This is a genomic window from Rhodococcus aerolatus (genome assembly GCF_054783215.1).
In genome coordinates, this window is record NZ_BAAGQZ010000016.1 from 21294 (window position 1) to 37974 (window position 16681).

Below are 16681 nucleotides of genomic sequence, written 5' to 3' on the forward strand. Positions count from 1 at the left end.
GGGAGCAGTGGTGACGGGAGCAGCAGGTGCTGTGGTGTTCTGGGTCTGCGCGCTGGGGTCGGTGGCCACCGGGTTCGCGGTGTTCCGGGTGAGCTCGATGGCCCGGGCCACGTTCGCGCTGCTGGCGTCCTTCGTGCTCGCCGCGATCGACATCGCGCTGCTGCAGCTGAGCTACCTGGCGGTGGTGGTCATCCTCATGATGATCATGGAGATGGCTGTGATGGCGGTGTTCATGCTCATGTACATGATGAACCCGGCCGGGCTCATGCCGATGCAGATGTACCACAACAAGGCGGGTTCGATGACCCTCGCCGTCGGCACCTTCGTGGTGCTGGCCGCCGGGATCCTGTTGGTGGACTGGCCCACCCGGGACGGCACGCCGCCACCCGACGTCACCCTCGCCCTGGGCGAGGCGTTGATGGGGTCGAAGATGCTGGTGATGGTCGTGGTCGGGCTGGTCCTGCTGACCACCATCGTGGCGTCGGTGGTGCTGGCCACCGACCGCGGCCGCTACGACCGGTTCGGCGACGACCTGGACGCGGCGCGGGCCGACGACCCCATCCCTGGGGGGGTCGGACGGTGAGCCCGGAGAGCCAGACGAGCCGGCGCCCCGACGTGGGGGTGGGGGGATGACCCTGCAGCTGTTCTTGCTGCTCGCCGCCGCGCTGCTCGCCATCGGCATCTACGGCGCCCTGTCCCAGCAGTCCGTCGTGATGATCATGATGGGCATCGAGCTGATGATCAACGCTGTGGTCGTGGCCGCGTCCGCGTTCTGGTTCTACCTCTCACCCGGGCGGGCGGACGGGCAGGTCCTGGTCCTCCTGGCCTTGACCGCGATGGCCGTGGAGATGGCCGTCGGATTCGCTGTGGTCACCGCGATCTTCCGGGCGCGCGACGTGGACATGACCGACATGGCCGCGGACCTGCACGGATGACCCCCGCTGTGACCGGCCTCCTGCTCGGGGGCCTCGTCGGGCTGCCCGCCGCCGTCGGTGTGGGGCTGCTCGCCCTGCCCGCCGTCGCCCCCCGCGTCGGGGAGCGCGCCGCCGCACCGGTCGGGGTCGCGACGGCCGCGGCCGTCACCGTGCTCGCCGCCCTCGCCGCCCTCGCCCGACCCCGCGGGCAGGTGCCGCTGCTGCCCGGGCAACCCCTGCTGCTCACGGTTGACGCCCTGGCCGCGGCCATGGTGCTCACCGTCGCGGTCGCGGCGCTCGCGGTGCTGGTGTTCGTCGCCGGCTCCCCCGAGGAGGGCCGTCGCCGCCTCGTCGGGCTGCTGCTGGTGTTCACCGCGGCGATGCTGCTCACCGTCACCGCCGCCACCCTGCTCACCTTGCTGATGGCGTGGGAGCTGATGGGAGCGGCGTCCTACGCCCTGATCGGGCACCAGTGGCGGGAGCGCCGCCGGGTGGCCGCGGGGGACACCGCGTTCCTGGTCACCCGCACCGCCGACGTCGGGCTCTACGTCGCCGCCGGCGCGGCCCTGGCGGCCGGGGTCGGTGGGCTGTCGCTGGCCCAGCTGAACCAGGCCGGGGGCACCGGGTGGGTGCAGGTCGTGGCCGGGGGGGTGGTGCTGGCCGCGGTGGGCAAGTCGGCGCAGCTGCCGTTCAGCGGGTGGCTGTCGGGGGCCATGCTCGGGCCGAGCCCGGTCTCGGCGCTGCTGCACTCGGCCACCATGGTCGCCGCCGGGGCGTACCTGCTGCTGCGGATGCACCCGCTGCTCGAGGCGACCGGGTGGGCGTTGCCCGTGGCCTGGGTCGGCGCGGTGACCGGGGTGGTCATGGGCGCGGTGGCGCTGGTGCAGCACGACCTCAAGCAGCTCCTCGCCGCGTCCACCTGCGCGCAGGTCGGTTTCATGGTGCTCGCCGCGGGCACTGGGGCCATCACCGGCGGTGTCGCCGCGCTCGTCGCGCACGCCGCGACCAAGGCGCTGCTGTTCCTGGCCGCGGGGGCGTGGCTCGACGCGCTGGGCACCAAGGACCTCACCGCGTTGCGCGGGGTCGGGCGGCGCTACCCGGGGGTGGGGGCGGCGGCCGTGGTCGGTGCGCTGAGCCTGGCCGGGGTGCCGCCGCTGGCGCTGTGGGTGGGCAAGGACGCCGCCCTGGCCGGGACCGCCGAGGCGCACCCGGTGCTCTACGCGGTGGGTCTGCTCGCCGCCGCGCTGAGCGCCGCCTACGGGGCCCGGGTGCTGGCGGTCGTTCTGGCCCCGACGCCGGACGGTGCCGGTGACACGGGCGCCGGGGACACCGAGCCTGCCGGGTTCGACGCCGAGCGGCAGGGGACCCGCACCGTCAGCGCCCTGGTCGTCGGCTCACTCGTCGGGCTCGCGGTGCTCGCCGCGGGCCTGGGGTTGCTGGAGCTGACCCCCGCCGCGGAGGTCCTCGGCGGACCCCCGGCCACCGTCGTCGAGCTGCTCACCTCCGCGGCGCTGGTCCTGGTCGTCGTCACCGGTGTGGTCGTGGCCGACCGTCGGGGGGTGCGTTTCGGGGCACCGGGGTGGCTGACGGGCTGGGTGGGTGCCACCGCGGTGCTGCGCGGCGTCGGCGTCGGCGTCACGCGCCTGGCCGAGGGGCTGGCCGCTGTCGACGACCGGGGCGTCGCCGGCGTCGTCGACGCGCTCGCGCGGGGGACGCGGCGGCTGGCGACGCTGGCCGATGAGCGGGCCGAGCCCGTCGCCCTCGGTGCGGCCACCGCGACCGCGAGTGGGGCCCGCCGGCTGGGTGCCCTGGCCCGCCGGCCGCAGACCGGCCAGCTCCACACCTACTACGCCCAGGCCGTCGCCGCCCTCGTGGTGCTGGCCGTGCTGATTGTGCTGGTGCCCTGAGATGCTCGTCGCCCTACTCCTGCTGCCGCTGCTCGCCGCGGTGGTGCTGCTCGCGGCCCCCGCCGCCCCCGACGCCGTGGTGCGTGGGGTGTGGATCGGTACCGCCGCCGTGGAGCTTGTCGTCGTTCTCGGGGCGTGGCTGGCCTACCGGAGCACCCCGCCGAGGCCCGGTGGGTACGCCCTGGAGGTGAACGTCCGCTGGATCCCGGCGGTCGACTCCCGGTTCCACCTCGGGGTGGACGGGTTCTCCCTGCCGCTGGTCGCGCTGACCGCGGTGCTGTTCCTGGCCTCCGCGGTCTACGCCGCCGGGCGCCGCGAGCGGATCCGCAGCTACGCCGCGCTCATGCTGTTCCTCGAGGTGGTCAGCATCGGGCTGTTCGTGGCCCTGGACTTGATCGTGTTCTTCGTCTTCTTCGACCTGTCCATCGTCGGGGTGTACTTCGTCATCGCCGGCTGGGGCCACGGGGAACGCGGTCGGGCCGCGCTGATGTTCTTCCTGTACACGTTCCTGGGCTCGCTGGCCCTGCTCCTCGGGTTCATCGGGCTCTACCTGGCGGCGGACCCGCACACCTTCGACATCCCGACCCTGGCGTCGGCGAACCCGCTGGCCGGGCGCGGGGTCCTCGGGGGGCTGGTGCTGGGTGCGATCCTGCTCGGCCTGGCGGTGAAGACCCCCACCTTCCCGTTCCACACGTGGCTGCCCCCCGCCCACACCTCGGCCCCCGCCGAGGGGTCGGCCGTCCTGGCCGGGGTGCTGCTGAAGATGGGCACCTACGGGTTCGTGCGGATCGCGATGCCGCTGCTGCCGCAGGCGTGGCGGGCGTGGGCGTGGGTGGTCGTCGTCGTCGGGGTGGTCTCGGTGCTCTACGGGGCGCTGGTGGCGCTGGCCCAGCGCGACCTGAAACGGATGATCGCCTACACCTCGGTCAACCACATGGGCTACATCGTGCTCGCGGTGGGTGCTGCGGGTCTCGGGGCCGGCGGCGACGCGGCCGCCCGCGGTGTGGCCGTGACCGGTGCGCTCACCCAGATGGTCAGCCACGGGCTCATCACCGGCGCCCTGTTCCTGCTCTGCGGGGTGCTCTACGAGCGGGGCGGTACCTACGAGATGGCCGGTTACGGTGGCCTGGCCGGCACGGCGCCCCGCTTCGCCGCGCTGCTGGCCCTCGGGGCGTTCGCCTCCCTCGGGCTGCCCGGGCTGTCCGGGTTCATCGCCGAGTTCCAGATCTTTACCGGCAGCCTGGCCACCGCCACCGTCCCCACCGGTGTGGCCGTGTTGGGCATCGTCCTCACCGCAGCGCTGTTCCTGCGGGCGCTGCAGCGGGTGCTCACCGGACCCACCGTCCTGCCGGCCGGCACCCGGTTCCCCGACCTCACCCGCACCGAGCTCACCGCCACCGGGGGCCTGCTCGCCGTGGTGGTCGTCCTCGGGGTGTACCCGAGCGTGGTCCTCGACGCCATCTCCCCGGCCGCGACCGCCGTGGTGGGACTGGTGTCGCGGTGAACGAGTCGGTCACCGCGCTGCTGCCCGAGCTGCTGGTGGTGCTCGGCGCGGTGGCGGGACTGCTCGTCGGGGCCTGGCTGCCACGCCGCCGCCAGTACCTGGTCCGGGCCGGTGGGGCGGTGACCTGCGTCATCGCGTTCGTGGTATCCGCCGTCGCGTTTGCCGGCCCGGGGCAGACGGTGTTCAGCCACACCTACGCCGTGGACACCGCGCTGGGGGTCACCCGGCTGGTGGTGCTCGCCGCGACCGCGTTGACCCTGCTGCTCGCCGGGGACGCGATCTCGGGGCTGGCCCGGGAGACGGAGTTCGTGTTCCTGACCCTGATGTCCGCGGTGGGTGTGATGGTGCTGGCGGGCGCCGACGACCTGCTCGTGCTGACCGCCGGGTACCTGCTCGCCAGCATCCCGCTCTACGCCCTCGCCGGGTTCAGCAAGGACTCCGCCGGAACCGAGGCGTCGCTGAAGCAGTACCTGCTGGGCGCGTTGTCCGGGGTGCTGCTGCTGGTGGGGGTGACGCTGCTGCTCGGTGCCGGCGGTGCCACCGAGTACGCCCGCCTCGCCGACACGCTGCCCACCGCCAGCCGGGTCGTCGTCGTGGTCGGGGTCGTCGCCGTCCTCGCCGGGCTCGCGTTCGAGCTGGGGGCGGTGCCGCTGCACTTCTGGGTTCCCGACGTGGTGCAGGGCGCGTCACCGTCGGCGGCCGCGTTCATCTCCACGGTGCCCAAGGTGGGGGCCGCGGTGGCCCTGTTCCGGCTCATCGCCGTCCCCCTGGGCGCCACCACGGCCAGCTGGGCGCTACTGGTCGCGGTCGTCGCCGCCGTCAGCATGACGCTGGGCAACCTCGCCGCCTTCGCGCAGACCGACGTGCGGCGCCTGCTCGGTTACTCCACCGTCAGCCAGGTCGGGTACCTGCTGATGGCGGTCGCCGTCGCCGGGCGCACCGACCTGGCGTTCGGTGCGTTGGCCCTCTACCTGGGTGCCTACGCGGTCACCAACCTCGCTGCCTTCGCCGTGGTGTGCGCGCTGCCCCGCGCCCGGACCCTGGACGACTACCGCGGCCTGCTCCGGGAGCACCGCTGGCTGGGCCTGGCCCTCGTGGTGTCCCTGCTCGGGCTGCTCGGCACCCCACCGACGGCGGTGTTCGTCGGCAAGCTCACCGTGTTCAGCGCCGCCGGTGCCGGCGGGCTGGGGTGGCTGGTGGTGGTGGGCGCGGTCAACACCGTCGCCAGCCTCTTCTACTACCTGCGCTGGATCATCCCGGTGGTCCGCCCCGGGGACTCCGCCGCCGCGGTCGTCGGCACACCACGACCATGGGCCCACGCCGCCGCACTGCTGGCCGCGGTCGCCTCGGTGGTGCTCGGGCTGCTCGCCGGCCCCGCGCTCTCCCTGGTCGCGGGCACCACCCTCGCGGGATGAGCGACACGACGAGGACGTCGCGTGCCGACGCGGTGGTACCGCCGAGATCGAGACGCGGATGCCATCGTGGAGCGAGGCGCCGGCAGCACCCACGACCCGAACGCGACGGAGTCGCTGGAGACCAGTTGTCGACGAACGGCCAAGGCAGCCACGAACAAGCTGACCACCCTGACGTGTGCCTGTACCGGAGGACCCGTTCTCTGGACGTCACCGGAGCCGGGCGTGCGTGATGAACCGCGGGGTGGGAGCCAGCGCTGAACCCGTTCGCGATTCACCGTCGGCGACTGGTTCCCGGCCGTCGAGACTTACCTGTTGACACCGCCAGAAACACGCTAGCGGGACAGTCCCGGTAGACCTTGTCGAGCTCGATGCGACCCTGCGGAGGTGCTTGGTGGGGTCCGTGCTTGAGGCCGTCAGAGAAGCATGGCGTCAATTGCGATGGCGGACCGGGTGCGGTGGTGGGGCCACGTAGCGGGTGGGGTCGCCGGCGGCGCGAGGGTTGCTGTGAAGCCAGCGGGCGAAGCCGGTGGGGTGGCGGTGCTCGAGCTCGTCGAGGATGGCGGCTCGCGTGTCGACTAGTGCCCTCAGTTCCTGGTGTGGTGTGCGCTGGAGGGCGGTGAAGGTGCTCCGCCACGCCCAGCACAGCTCGGGGTCGGTGAGGTCTGCCGCGGCTGTCAGAGGTCGGTGGTGGGGTCGCAGGTCGGGCTCGCGGCCACGATCGGCATGGCCCTGTGTAGGCGTGGGGAGTTGATCGGGATGTGCCGCGCCTCGGTGCAGTCGGCGCACCGTGGGCGGTGAGGTGACCGCGATCAGCGCGACGGTCAGCGTGCCGACCAACGGCCCGAGCGCGATGACCGCCCCCGCGGCGGCCACCGCTGCTGCAGCACCGGTCGCGGCGGGTGGGCCGTATTCCTGGGCCGATCGGGGTATGGACTCGTCGCGGTGGTAGGTGAGGTCGTGCACCAAGCAGCTCAGCGCGGCTATCACGATGGCCCATTCCACGAGGAAGGGCATCGGCTGGGTGAGCAGCGCGATCATCGACCCGACCGTGGCGAGCGGCAGTGCCGCGACCCGCCACACGATGACGTACTTACCCACGGTGCATTCCACGGCTGTTGCGGCGCAGTGTTGGCGTCCGGGGGGCTGCGTCCCGGACTGGCCGACACCACCCACGAGTGAGTTCCATTCCCCAAGTCCATTCCCGAGTGCATTACCTGACCGGGTCCGTCTGCTTACCACCGGTCGGTGTCTGGCCGCCCCGGGCGGGCGCGCTCACCATCAGGTGGGCCATATCAGTTTGCGTCCGCCAGGGTCACCGGGACGGGGGACCCGTGGCAGTGCCCTAGGTCCCGACACCGCGTTGAGGTCGACGACGGGGCGCGGGGGATCGCTTCGGGTCGTTGGTCCCTGTCGCTGTCCGGCGACCGGCGTTCACCCTGGGGGTCAGTCTCCCAGCGGAGGAACCCGCGGCTGCGCATTAAAGATCCCCAGTGGCCGGTCCGCCACCACCGTGCCGGCCCTGTGCGGCCCAGACGGGTGTTGCCGCTGGGCTCGAGGAGCCCGGCTGTGTTACTCGAGCGACCGGCAACAGCCCGACCCGACCACCACCCGGCAAGCCATCAACCCGAGGAAGTGATGTTCATGGCCCCCGGCGACGACGCCACCATCTACACGTTGGGGGACCGTGGTCTGACGGTCGACGGGTCCGCGAACGATGTCCGCGGCCGCACCGTGAGGGACAAGGACGGCCACGGCATCGGCCGGGTGTCGGAGCTCCTCGTCGATGACCAGACCTCCAAGGTCCGGTTCCTGCTCGTCGAGCACGGTGGCTTCCTCGGGTTCGGGGCGACGAGGACCCTGATCCCCGCCGAGGTCGTCACGCAGACCACCGAGCACGAGGTCCGCATCGACCGGTCCCGGGACCGGGTCGCCGCAGCACCGGGGTATGACCCGGACCTCGTCGACGACCGGCCCCATCACGCCGACATCTACGCCCACTACGGGCTCACCCCGGACTGGGGTGCGGGCTACCCGTTCACCCCGTTCCGTCCGGGCGACCCCACGGTTGCCGACCGTGTGGCGAGGGACAGGTCGTGATGCGCCGGTGCGGACCCATCGTCGGGCTCTCGGGGTGGGTGAGCTCGTCACCGCGGTCCACCGCCACCGCCACCGCCACCGCCGCAGCCCGCAGCCCGATGAGATGAGACCCCATGAGCATCCCTGACCTGATCGTCCTCACGGCCGCTGTGGCGGTGTCGGCCGGTCTGGTGTGGTTCTTCTTCGGTACCACCGGGGTGACGCAGCACGCGGTACGCAGCGGCCAGACACAGCACGTGACGGTGGTCGTGCACGGCGGCTACACCCCGTCGCTGATCGCCGCGGTCGCGGGTGTCCCGCTGCGGATCAGCTTCGACCGGCGCGAGAGCGGCGACTGCAGCAGCCGGGTGGTGTTCCCCGACCTCGGGATCACCCGCGCGTTGCCGGCGGACACCATCACCGACATCGACCTGCTGCCCGCGGAGGTCGGCGAGTTCGGGTTCTCGTGTGCGATGAACATGATCCACGGGACCCTCACCGTCACCGCGCCGAGCGCCACCTCTGACGACACCGCGACGGCGCCCGGTTCCGCTGGGCCCGGTTCCGCTGGGCCCGGGGCGGCGAGCCCCGCGGAGGCCGGTGGGGACGGTGCCCCCGACCCGGCGGCCGAGGAGGCCGCGGACGCGGCGTCGCGAGGTGCGGAGGTCCGGTCGCTGAGCCGCCGCGTCCTGGTGGGTGCGGTGTTCACGACACCGGTGCTGTTCGCCGTCATGGCCCACGAGCTGTTCGGTGCGGACTGGATCCCCGGGTTGCTGCTCAACCGGTGGTGGCAGCTGGCGTTGATCACCCCGGTGATGGTCGTCGTCGGGGCACCCATTCACCGCACCGGGTGGCTCGCGCTGCGCCACCGGGCGGCGGACATGAACACCCTGATCACCCTGGGCACCGGGGCCGCGTTCGGCTACAGCCTGCTGGTCACCCTGGCGCCGGGCCTGTTCCCCGTCACCGTCCGCAACGTCTACTTCGAGGCTGTCGGGGTGATCATCACCCTGATCCTGACCGGGCGACTCCTCGAGGCCCGGGCCAAGTCCGGTACCGGCGAGGCCATCCGCGCCCTGGTCGGCCTGCAGCCCCACACCGCCCGTGTCCTGCGTGGCGGTGAGCAGCGGGAGATCCCGGTCGAGGAGGTCGTCGTCGGCGACGACGTGCTGGTGCGCCCCGGGGAGAAGGTCCCCGTCGACGGTGAGCTCGTCGAGGGCTCGTCCAGCGTCGACGAGTCGATGGTCACCGGTGAGTCGATGCCGGTCACCAAGACCGTCGGCGAGACGGTCATCGGTGCCACCGTCAACCAGACCGGTGCGTTCACCCTGCGCGCGACGAAGGTCGGACGCGACACCGTGCTCGCCCAGATCGTGCACCTGGTCCAGCAGGCCCAGGCCTCCCGGGCGCCGATCCAGCGGTTGGCCGACCGGGCGGCCGGCGTCTTCGTGCCGGCGGTCATCCTGGTCGCGGTCGCGGCGTTCACCGTGTGGTTCCTCGTCGGTCCCAGCCCCGCGCTCACCCTGGCCCTCGTCGCCGCGGTGTCGGTGCTGATCATCGCCTGCCCCTGCGCGCTGGGGCTGGCCACCCCTCTGTCGATCATGGTCGGCACCGGGAAGGCCGCCCAGGCCGGGATCCTCATCCGCTCGGCCGCCGCGCTGGAGACGGCCCACACCCTCGACACCATCGTGGTCGACAAGACCGGGACCCTGACCGTCGGCAAGCCCGCCCTGACCGACGTGATCCCGCAACCGGGGTGGACCCGCGAGCGGCTCCTGCAGCTCGCTGCGTCCGTCGAGGCCCGCTCCGAGCACCCCCTCGCCGCCGCGTTCCTCACCGCCGCCCGGGAGCAGGGCCTAGCGACCAGCGACGTCGAGGACTTCGCCTCGGTGACCGGGCACGGCGTCCGCGGCCAGGTCGACGGCGACCTGGTGCTCGTCGGCACCCACCGGCTGCTCACCGACGCCCACATCGACGTCACGCCGCTGCGCCCGGGTTCCGACGCCCTCGCCGACGACGGCAAGACCGCCGTGCTCATCGCCGTCAACGGTCACCCTGCCGGGGTCCTCGCGGTGGCCGACACCATCAAGCCCGACGCCCCGGCCGCGATCACCGCGCTGAAGGCCCTCGGCGTCGAGGTGCACATGCTCACCGGGGACAACCCCCGCACCGCCGACGCGATCGCCCGCCAGGCCGGCATCACCCACGTCCTCGCCGAGGTCCTGCCCGAGCACAAAGCCGCCGAAATACAGCGGCTGCAGAGCGAAGGGCACCGGGTCGGGATGGTCGGCGACGGCATCAACGACGCCCCGGCGCTGGCCGCCGCCGACGTCGGACTCGCGATCGGCACCGGCACCGACGTCGCCATCGAGTCCGCCGACATCACCCTCATGTCCGGCACCCTGCACGGCGTCGTCACCGCCCTGTCCATCAGCCGGGCCACCATGACCAACATCCGGCAGAACCTGTTCTTCGCCCTCATCTACAACGGTGTCGGCGTCCCCATCGCCGCCGGCGTGCTCTACCCGGCACTCGGCTGGCAGCTGTCCCCCATGATCGCCGCCGTCGCCATGGCAGCCAGCTCCCTGTCCGTCGTCGGCAACGCCAACCGACTCCGCCGCTACCAGCCACCCACCGCAGCGCACCCGCCGGCCGACCCCCACACGCCGGCGACCCCGCACACCCCGCAGCTGTCCACCGCCCAGGCCTGACAACCTGCACCCCCGCCCCACCGGCGGCGAGTCACGGCCAACCCAGGTCAAGTGGATCAAGGGTGTCGAGTTCGTCGCCGATTCCACCGACCTTGGCGGCGGTTTCGGCGGCTACAACGAGGACCACGAGTTATTCGGGTACCGGCAAGCACTGTGACCCACAAACCAGCACCCGGACCGCACACCAACCTGGAGGAACCCTGATGGAGAAGTCGTCGTTGACCGCGCTCGCCCGCACCCAGCTCACGCTGGCCGAGCAGGCGCACAGTGGGCGCAGCGCCCACACCGTGTTCGGTGGGCACGAGCACACCCTGCGCCAAACCTTGATCGCGCTCACCGCGGGCACCAGTTTGGCCGAGCACGCTAACCCCGGGGAGGCCACCGTCCACGTCCTGCACGGCCGGGTCCGGCTCGTCGACGCCGACACGTCCTGGGAGGGCAGCCCGGGTGACCTGCTGGTTGTGCCCGACGCCCGCCACAGCCTCGAGGCCGTGGAGGCCTCCGTCGTCCTGCTGACCGTCGCGAAGCACTGACCCACCCCGGCGCGTCGGGGAGCAGCTGCACAGAGCAAATGTACCTACTGGCGCAGCAGCCCCACGGACCCGGTGACCGTCAAGACTGCTTGCTCGACCTGACGGAACTGGTCACGGAGGCTGGCCGCCTCGTCGCTGGTGGCGACGGTGTCGATGACGGCGAGGTCCTGGGTGGGGTCGCAAAAGACCGAGCTACCGACCTCGTTGTAGCGGGGGAGCCTGACCCGGTTGGTCTCAGCCGAGGGCGGCGATGGTCGTCCACGTCGTTCCCGCGTCGGTGCTGGTCAGGACTGCGCTGTCTGTTGCGGCCCAGAGCTGGGTGGTGGTGGCGGTGAACGCGACCGGCGTGGGTGCGGGCAGTGCTCCGGGGGTCTGCCAGCCGTCGGGGCCGAGCATCCACACGGTGCCGTCGGCGTCGAGGCCGGTCAGGACTCCACCGGTGGGGCCCGTGGCGGCGAGGTGGGTCAGCGCGGTGGGGGGTTGGGGTTGCACGGGGGTGAAGGTGGACCCGTCGTCGTCGCTCTCCTGCAGCCCAGTCTCGGTGGCGGCGAGCAGCACCCCGGGTTCGATGGGGTGGGCGAGGAGGTCGGTCACCGATAGCACCGCGCCGCGGGTGAAGGTGGTGCCGCCGTCGGTGCTGCTCAGCACGGTGGAGGTGGTGGCGTCCCAGCCGTGCACGGTGCCGCCGGCGGTGGTGAGGGCGTGGAAGTCGACCTCCCCGTCGAGGGCGACGGTGTCCCAGCTCAACCCCTGGTCGGTGCTGCGGATGAGCCCGACGTTGGCCGGGCCCCCGGACCGGGGGTCGGGGTGCCCGGAGCCCAGGAACTGCCCGGCGCCGGCGATGGCGAAACCCATGACGTCGCGGGCCTCGTCACCGACCCGCACTGGGTCACCACCGCCCGGTGGCAGCAGCCACAGCCCGTAGTGGGTAGCGGCGTAGACGGTGCCGGTGGCGGGGTCGATCTGCAGCTCGTGGACGTGGCCGAACCCGAGGTCGAGCACGACGTCGTCGCCGACGGAGCCCGGCGCGGTGGGGGGCGGACCCGGGGTGGCGGTGCACCCGGCGAGCAGGGTCGCCGCGGCGATCACCGCGGCGAGGGCGGTTAGAGCGTTGCGCACTAGGGCTCCTGGGGTGGTGGCGTCGTTCGCCGACAGCCCCCACCGGCAGCCTGCGGGCGGCTTCCGGTGGGGGTCAGGTCCGGGGGTGGAGCGGGCGGGATCAGCCCTGCAGCAGGTCGTTCATGGTCTCGATCTCGGCCTGCTGGGCGGCGACGATGTCGGTGGCGAGCTGCTTCGCGTCGGGGTTGGACCCGTCGGCGAGCTCCGTGTTGGCCATCTCGATGGCCCCGGTGTGGTGGGCGACCATCATGGTCAGCCAGCGCTGGTCGAACTCGGCTCCGCTCGCCGCGGCCAGGGCCGCCATGTCCTCCGGGGTCATCATCCCGTTCATCGACATGCCACCCATCCCGGCCATGTCGGCGGAGGGGGCGGGCTGGCCGAACGAGGCCAGCAGCTCGGTCATCTGAGTCATCTCCGGGCCCTGGGCGCCGGAGATCTCGGTGGCGAGGTCGATGACGGCCTGGTTCTGCGTGCGGCCCTGGACCAGGTTCGCCATCTCGACGGCCTGGGCGTGGTGGGGGTACATCATCTGGGCGAAGGCGACGTCGGCGTCGTTGAACACGACCCCGGCCTGCGCCTGCCCCGAGTCGGCGGCGGTGCTCGACGAGCTGCCCGAGCCCATGTCCATCCCGGGCATCGAGCTTTCCGAGCTGCAGCCGGCCAGGGCGAAGCCGAGGACGGCGACGGCGGTGGGAACGGCAAGGCGGATCTTCACGTGGTTCTCCTCAGGTACAGGGGTGCTGCGATGGGGGTGACGAGGCACGCGGACGTGCCGGCACGGTCGACCGGGCCGCGTCAGCGGGCCGGTCGACCTGTCACACCCGCAGCACCGAGAGCTGCGCCAGGGAGAGCTGCGTCCAGGGCGGGGCTCGCCCCGCCCCCGCACCCTCCCGCCACGGGACCCGGACCGCGGACGTTGACGTGAACGCGGCAAGGGTGAGCGCGACGAGAAGCGCGACAACCACCCCGGCGAGCACCGCCAGGCACAGGTGGGCCAACGTGTGGCTGGGCTGGTGCCCACCCCCATGACCTTCACCGGCATCGGAAGTCGACGCCTCGGGCGCCGACTCGATGGGCGCGTGCTGCGGGGAGTGGGCGGCCACCGTGGCGTGGGTGGGGGAGACGTGCGAGGTCGACGCCACGGCGGAGGCGGGGCCCATGAGGGCGTGCATGCCGATGACCGCGAGGACGGTGGCCACGGCGAGCGCCCAACGCGCAACGGCGCTGTGGGTGACCTGCATCGTGTGCACGTCCTCCACGGTACCCCCGGCAGGTATTGACCACCGGGTCACACCCCGGGACCCAAGCGTGACCGGTTTGTTACCTTGTGCCGTGCCTTTCCTTCCTGCCGCCGGCGGCGTCGTGCGCCGCCGTGTCGGGCAGGTCCTTCTGGCGGTGGCCCTGGTCGTGGTGGCGCTGCTGAGCCAGCAGGTCAGCCACGCGTCCCACTCTGGAGGTGCCGGACCATCGGCGGCCGGTGTGCTGGCGGCCCCCCACGCTGGCGCGGACCTCGGGTCCGGGGAGCACGTGGGCGTCGACAAGGGCGTGGATGGTGCCGGTGGCGACGTGTGCCCGGACCCGGAGCCGAGCGTGGGCGCCGAGCACGTGTGCACGGCTGTGCTGCACGTCCTGCCCGGGCTGGCGACGGAGCCGGCCGAGGTGGGCACCGCACCGGTCTGCGGTGCGCCGGCGCTGGGTCCGACCGGGTGCGGCACCGTCTCCACGGTGGACCCCGCGCGGTGGGACACCCCTGGGGTGCTGCGGGTCTGAGCGGGTGACGCACCCCCGTTCCCCGCCCCAAACCCCCGCGCACCCCGCCGGGCCTGCTCCGTGCCGGCCGTCGGGCGTGCCCATCCCGTGAGGACTTCTTGCTGTGCCCTGCCGTTCTGCTCGACCCCGGATCCGTCCAGCCCTGCTCGTGCTCGCGACCGCCGCCGCTCTCACCGTCGCCGCCGGGACTGGGCCTGCTCTCGCGCAGGCTCCTACTCCCGACCCGGACACCACCAGCTCGGTGCAGCCGCCCCCGGCCGACCCGGCTGCGGCCGCCGCCGAGCTAGCGGGCCTGGACGCGGCCGCGGCCGCGCTGGAGACCGACATCGCCAACGCCCAGCAGGCGCTGGAGGACCGCCGCGCCGAGCTCCGGGCGGCTGACCGGGTCGCCGACGACGCCCAGACCACCGCCGCCGGAGCCCGGACGCAGGCGGAGACGCTGCGCACCCAGGTCGACAGCCTGGTGCTCGCCGCCTACAGCGGGGCCCGCACCTCCCGGCTCTCAGCCATGCTCGTCGCCGACGGCCCCCAGGACCTGCTCGACCGCATGACGTCCCTCGAGCTGCTCGGCTCCGACAGCGTCGCCCGCACCACCGCAGCGACCACCGCGGTGCGCGACGCCGAGCAGGCCGCCGCCGCCGCCACGGTCGCCCGCGACATCTCCGCCGCCGCCGAAGGACTCGCCCTGACCGTGCAGGCCGACCTCGCCTCCCGCCGCGCGGCCCTCGAGGACACCGCCACGCAGGCCCGCACCGCGCTGACCGCACTGGCGGCCACCGCGAGCACCGACACCACCGTGGTGGCCCAGGTCGCCAGCAGTCAGCGGGCCGACACCGGCCGCGCGTCACGGGCCGCGGTGATCCGCGACGGCCTGGTCGCCCAGCCCACCATCGGGCAGATCACCTCACCGTTCGGGCCCCGCGGGGGAACCCAGCACGGCGGGGTGGACATCGCCAACAGCATCGGCACCCCCATCTGGTCGGTCGCCGACGGCACCGTCCTCGACGCCGGCCCCGCCTCCGGCTTCGGGCAGTGGGTCCGCGTCCAGCACACCGACGGCACCATCAGCGTCTACGGCCACATCGACACCTACATCGTCGCCAAGGGCGACAAGGTCGCCGCCGGTCAGCAGATCGCCACCATCGGCAACCGCGGCGAGTCGACCGGGCCCCACCTGCACCTGGAGATCATCACCGGCGCGGGCAAGGCCGACCCCGTCAGCTGGCTCGCCGACCGCGGCGTCACCGTCTGACCCACCACCCGGCCGGGGTCCACTGACCCCGGCCGTGGACGCGGGAGCCGTCGTTGCCGGCCCTCCGCATTCCGACTCTGCTGCCCGGACAGGACGACCACCGCCTGGCTGCCGCGGGGTACGAACTCGAGCCGCCTGGCGGATCAGGGCCCCCATGACGGGCCCCGCCCTTCGGCCGGGCGCCCCCCAGCGCACGCCGCCCTCCGGCGCCTCGTCCGGCCCTGCTCCGGGGTGAGCCGGCCGAGCGGACGGCGAGGTGTGGGCGCGGTCGGTGAGCAGCCTGGGTGTGGCCGGCTTGTGGGTGCCTGCGCGACGTGGGTGAGCCGCAACCCCACCCTGGCAAGGTTCGGGTCTTCGGACTACCCCGGGCGGTCCAGCCTGACCGGCCGTGGCGCAGCTCATCGCCGCTGCCCGCCGCAGAGAGACTCCAGGCGCGGAGAGCCCACGCGCCGAGACCCCTGACGCGCTGCGCTACGAGCAGCTCCCCGACCTGGGCCGGTCGGCCGACGTCGGCCGGGACCAGGGCCTCGAGCGGTAGCTGCGACCACCCGTCAGGCGGGCGGGAAGGCGTGGTCGGCGATGCTCGCGAGGTAGGCGACGGCGGTACGGGACAGGCCGGCGGGCAGCTCGGTCTCCAGCGAGCGGCGTAGCTCGCCGCCGCCGGGCAGGTGGACCACGGGGGTCGCGTCGGGCACGACCAGGTCTGCGGTTCCTCGAGGATCGGGGTGGCGGCGCGGACGACGAGGTACCAGCCGCCGAGGTCGGGTTCCTGGGTGAGGGCGGCGAGCAGGTTGTCCCGGGTGCGCAGGGTGGTCTCGTCGCCGAGCTCGTCGGGCGCGACGACCTCGGGCACGGGTCGGCGGCCGAGGCGGATGAGCAGGCGGGCGCGGGCCCGTCACGGGGCGAGGCGGCCGAAGCTGTGTGGGTGCAGGACCAGTACCCCGGGTGGGCCGACGAGGATGTGGGGGACCCGCTCGTGGCGGACGAGCCGGTCGTGGAGCAGCACCCACCCGGCGGACTCGAGCGGCTCGACGGCGTGGGCGGTGCGGGTCTCGGCTGAGGCCCGCCGGCGCAGCTCCCGGGTCGGGATGTCCAGGCCGACGGCTCCCCGCAGCCGCCACAGCACGGGCGGGACGGTGACGAGCAGCGCCGCGACCGCCAGCGCGACGAGTCCGGCGCCGGGCAGCCCGCCGGCGAACCCGGCCCCGAGCAGCGCCGCGTAAACTGCCGCAGCAATGCCGGCGGTGAGCACCTGCGGGCGCCCGGCTGCCTCGGACCGGGCCTGGGAGATGCGCCCGTCGATGCGGCGGCGCAGCGAGGCCGCCGGCCCCGGGGCGGGTCCGGACGGGCGTGGCGTGGCCGCGAACCGGGCAGCGGCCCGGGGCGCCGTCTCGCGGGCAGGGGTGGACCGGTCGGCGGGGTTGGGCTGGGTCATCGCGGCACCTCCTGGACTGGTGTCTACCCGACGGGTCTGACACAA

The 16681-nt window shown here is 73.1% G+C and carries 17 protein-coding genes; 11 read left to right on the top strand and 6 right to left on the bottom strand.

Features of this window, described 5'->3' with window-relative positions; all coding sequences use genetic code 11:
* Positions 1–10: 10 nt before the first annotated feature.
* Genes ACYVOF_RS07190 through ACYVOF_RS07210 form a run of 5 tightly spaced genes read left to right on the top strand, consistent with a single transcriptional unit; the run spans position 11 to position 5740 of the window.
* A complete protein-coding gene (locus ACYVOF_RS07190) occupies positions 11–583 on the top strand; it encodes an NADH-quinone oxidoreductase subunit J (protein WP_460865124.1) in 573 nt (190 codons plus the stop codon).
* A 46-nt stretch (positions 584–629) separates the two neighbouring features.
* Positions 630–935, top strand: a complete 306-nt coding sequence (nuoK, locus tag ACYVOF_RS07195) for an NADH-quinone oxidoreductase subunit NuoK (RefSeq protein ID WP_460865126.1) — start codon at positions 630–632, stop codon at positions 933–935.
* A gap of 8 nt (positions 936–943) precedes the next feature.
* Positions 944–2821, top strand: a complete 1878-nt coding sequence (locus ACYVOF_RS07200) for an NADH-quinone oxidoreductase subunit 5 family protein (protein WP_460865128.1) — start codon at positions 944–946, stop codon at positions 2819–2821.
* A gap of 1 nt (position 2822) precedes the next feature.
* Positions 2823–4325 carry a complex I subunit 4 family protein gene (locus ACYVOF_RS07205; RefSeq protein ID WP_460865130.1) on the top strand — a complete coding sequence of 501 codons (1503 nt, stop codon included), beginning with the start codon at positions 2823–2825 and terminating at the stop codon, positions 4323–4325.
* On the top strand, positions 4322–5740 hold the full coding sequence (locus ACYVOF_RS07210; protein WP_460865131.1) for an NADH-quinone oxidoreductase subunit N: 1419 nt from the start codon (positions 4322–4324) through the stop codon (positions 5738–5740). The genes ACYVOF_RS07205 and ACYVOF_RS07210 overlap by 4 nt, the downstream gene beginning before the upstream one ends.
* Positions 5741–6169: 429 nt before the next feature.
* Here ACYVOF_RS07210 and ACYVOF_RS07215 read toward each other — a convergent pair whose 3' ends face one another.
* On the bottom strand, positions 6170–6838 hold the full coding sequence (locus ACYVOF_RS07215; RefSeq protein WP_460865132.1) for a hypothetical protein: 669 nt from the start codon (positions 6836–6838) through the stop codon (positions 6170–6172).
* Positions 6839–7381: 543 nt separating this feature from the next.
* Here ACYVOF_RS07215 and ACYVOF_RS07220 point away from each other — a divergent pair.
* The 3 genes from ACYVOF_RS07220 to ACYVOF_RS07230 all read left to right on the top strand — a co-directional run bounded on the left by ACYVOF_RS07220 (position 7382) and on the right by ACYVOF_RS07230 (position 11060).
* Positions 7382–7837, top strand: coding sequence for a PRC-barrel domain-containing protein (locus ACYVOF_RS07220; RefSeq protein WP_460865133.1), 456 nt, complete (start codon positions 7382–7384; stop codon positions 7835–7837).
* Between the two features lie 113 nt (positions 7838–7950).
* Entirely contained in the window at positions 7951–10527 is a 2577-nt protein-coding gene (locus tag ACYVOF_RS07225; RefSeq protein ID WP_460865135.1) for a heavy metal translocating P-type ATPase, read from the top strand.
* A gap of 203 nt (positions 10528–10730) precedes the next feature.
* Positions 10731–11060: a cupin domain-containing protein gene (locus ACYVOF_RS07230; RefSeq protein WP_460865136.1), complete on the top strand. Its 330-nt coding sequence runs from the start codon at positions 10731–10733 to the stop codon at positions 11058–11060.
* Positions 11061–11294: 234 nt separating this feature from the next.
* Here the strand turns inward: ACYVOF_RS07230 and ACYVOF_RS07235 are convergent, their stop codons facing one another.
* The 3 genes from ACYVOF_RS07235 to ACYVOF_RS07245 form a co-directional block, all read right to left on the bottom strand.
* Complete coding sequence (locus ACYVOF_RS07235; protein WP_460865137.1) at positions 11295–12179, bottom strand: F510_1955 family glycosylhydrolase; 885 nt, start codon at positions 12177–12179, stop codon at positions 11295–11297.
* A gap of 100 nt (positions 12180–12279) precedes the next feature.
* The gene (locus ACYVOF_RS07240; protein WP_460865139.1) at positions 12280–12894 is read right to left on the bottom strand and encodes a DUF305 domain-containing protein; all 615 of its coding nucleotides are present in this window, start codon (positions 12892–12894) and stop codon (positions 12280–12282) included.
* 100 nt (positions 12895–12994) lie between these two features.
* Entirely contained in the window at positions 12995–13420 is a 426-nt protein-coding gene (locus ACYVOF_RS07245) for a DUF6153 family protein (RefSeq protein WP_460865168.1), read from the bottom strand.
* Between the two features lie 91 nt (positions 13421–13511).
* On the opposite strand from ACYVOF_RS07245, the gene ACYVOF_RS07250 reads away from it, so the two are divergent.
* The 3 genes from ACYVOF_RS07250 (at position 13512) to ACYVOF_RS07260 (ending at position 15739) form a co-directional block, all read left to right on the top strand.
* Positions 13512–13949, top strand: coding sequence for a hypothetical protein (locus ACYVOF_RS07250; RefSeq protein ID WP_460865140.1), 438 nt, complete (start codon positions 13512–13514; stop codon positions 13947–13949).
* A 148-nt stretch (positions 13950–14097) separates the two neighbouring features.
* Positions 14098–15201: a M23 family metallopeptidase gene (locus ACYVOF_RS07255; RefSeq protein ID WP_460865141.1), complete on the top strand. Its 1104-nt coding sequence runs from the start codon at positions 14098–14100 to the stop codon at positions 15199–15201.
* Between the two features lie 388 nt (positions 15202–15589).
* Positions 15590–15739 carry a hypothetical protein gene (locus ACYVOF_RS07260; RefSeq protein WP_460865143.1) on the top strand — a complete coding sequence of 50 codons (150 nt, stop codon included), beginning with the start codon at positions 15590–15592 and terminating at the stop codon, positions 15737–15739.
* 13 nt (positions 15740–15752) lie between these two features.
* On the opposite strand, the gene ACYVOF_RS07265 is transcribed toward ACYVOF_RS07260, so the two are convergent.
* Together ACYVOF_RS07265 and ACYVOF_RS07270 are read right to left on the bottom strand one after the other, a co-directional pair.
* Positions 15753–15896 carry a hypothetical protein gene (locus tag ACYVOF_RS07265; RefSeq protein ID WP_460865145.1) on the bottom strand — a complete coding sequence of 48 codons (144 nt, stop codon included), beginning with the start codon at positions 15894–15896 and terminating at the stop codon, positions 15753–15755.
* Positions 15897–16096: 200 nt separating this feature from the next.
* The gene (locus tag ACYVOF_RS07270; RefSeq protein ID WP_460865147.1) at positions 16097–16636 is read right to left on the bottom strand and encodes a hypothetical protein; all 540 of its coding nucleotides are present in this window, start codon (positions 16634–16636) and stop codon (positions 16097–16099) included.
* Between the last annotated feature and the right edge of the window lie 45 nt (positions 16637–16681).

Coding starts and splice junctions, on each gene's coding strand:
- nuoK (WP_460865126.1), top strand. CDS start 630: ATGACCCTGCAGCTGTTCTTGCTGCTCGCCGCCGCGCTGCTCGCCATC.
- ACYVOF_RS07205 (WP_460865130.1), top strand. CDS start 2,823: ATGCTCGTCGCCCTACTCCTGCTGCCGCTGCTCGCCGCGGTGGTGCTG.
- ACYVOF_RS07220 (WP_460865133.1), top strand. CDS start 7,382: ATGGCCCCCGGCGACGACGCCACCATCTACACGTTGGGGGACCGTGGT.
- ACYVOF_RS07225 (WP_460865135.1), top strand. CDS start 7,951: ATGAGCATCCCTGACCTGATCGTCCTCACGGCCGCTGTGGCGGTGTCG.
- ACYVOF_RS07230 (WP_460865136.1), top strand. CDS start 10,731: ATGGAGAAGTCGTCGTTGACCGCGCTCGCCCGCACCCAGCTCACGCTG.
- ACYVOF_RS07245 (WP_460865168.1), bottom strand. CDS start 13,420: ATGCAGGTCACCCACAGCGCCGTTGCGCGTTGGGCGCTCGCCGTGGCC.
- ACYVOF_RS07270 (WP_460865147.1), bottom strand. CDS start 16,636: ATGACCCAGCCCAACCCCGCCGACCGGTCCACCCCTGCCCGCGAGACG.